Genomic DNA, 1493 nt, shown 5'->3' on the forward strand with positions numbered 1-1493 from the left:
TGTAAATCGTCAGCAAAAAGTAGACATTTTATAAAAGAAACTAAAGGAGTGTTTTCATAAAAAAATGTAACTTTAATTATGGCAACACCAAAAAAGAAATCAGCAGAGAATTTTGTAAAGGACATCCGTAAAAACACACGACGTATTTTTACAGCCGAACAAAAGATATTAATTGTAATGGAAGCTTTGCGTGCAGAAACTTCTGTAGCAGAGTTGTGCAGAAAACACAATATAGCGCAATCACAATTTTATGCTTGGAACAAAGAGTTTTTAGAAGCCGGTAAAAAGCGGTTGTCTGGAGATATAACACGTGAAGCTACCAGCGACGAGGTATCGGATTTAAAGAAAGAAAATGCCCGCTTAAAAGAAATGGTTGCCGATTTGGTTTTACGTTACGATATTGTAAAAAAAAGCTTGGATATGCTCGATTAATAAAACAGTATAAAAGCTATATGAGATTATCGGCATCAGAGAAATATGAGATAATTCAGCAGGTGACACGTAGCGAGTTAGGTGTAAAACGAACACTTGATGAATTTGGAATACCACGAAGTACGTTTTACAAATGGTATAACAATTATCTTAAAGCAGGTTTTGATGGATTAAAACCAACTAAAAGGCTAACTAACAAGCAATGGAACAGTATCCCGGAAGATCAGAAAAATCTGGTAGTTGCATTAGCTTTGGAACATACAGAGTTGTCCGCACGTGAACTGGCATATAAAATCACCGATGAACAAGGCATCTATATTTCAGAGTCAAGCGTGTACCGCATCCTAAAGCAACGAGGGTTAATTGCAGCGCCAAATCATATTTTAATTGCTGCATCAAATGAATTTAAGGATAAAACCCAATTTGTTCACCAAATGTGGCAGACCGATTTTACTTATTTTAAAATCATAGGCTGGGGCTGGTATTATTTAAGTACTATTTTAGATGATTACAGCAGATACATTATTCATTGGGAGCTATGTGATTCCATGAAGGCTGATGATGTAAAAAGAACCGTTGATACGGCAATTGTAAAAGCTCGTTTAAAGACAAAGCGAAAACCAAAACTCTTATCAGACAACGGACCTTGTTATGTATCGAACGATTTAAAAAAATATCTGAAAGAAGAGCTGGATATGAAACAAGTTCATGGAAAACCCATGCATCCGCAAACTCAAGGTAAAATTGAACGCTATCACAGAACAATGAAAAATGTGGTAAAGCTTAATTGTTTTTATCATCCAGAAGAATTAATCGATGCTTTAAATGATTTTGTTAATCATTACAATAACAACAGGTATCACGAATCTTTAAAAAATCTGACTCCCGCAGATGTATATCATGGAAGATCTGATAAAATATTAGAAAAAAGAAATGAAATAAAAAACAGTACAATTCAGAAAAGAAGACAATTCTACAACCAACAAAAATTAATAAATTTATAAACTAAACACTAAATTAGTTTTTATATTTAACTGTCTAATTTACTTTGAAGACGTACA

The 1493-nt window shown here is 33.6% G+C and carries 1 protein-coding gene; it reads left to right on the top strand.

Annotated features, from left to right (window positions below):
* Positions 1 to 78: 78 nt before the first annotated feature.
* A protein-coding gene (locus F0460_RS16060) for an IS3 family transposase (RefSeq protein ID WP_397361905.1) occupies positions 79 to 1436 on the top strand; the annotation gives its coding sequence in 2 pieces (ribosomal slippage) (positions 79 to 394 and positions 394 to 1436; 1359 coding nt in all).
* Positions 1437 to 1493 lie beyond the last annotated feature (57 nt).

Origin of the sequence: Paenimyroides baculatum (assembly GCF_008629655.1) — a bacterium.
GTDB classification, from domain to species: Bacteria; Bacteroidota; Bacteroidia; order Flavobacteriales; family Flavobacteriaceae; genus Flavobacterium; species Flavobacterium baculatum.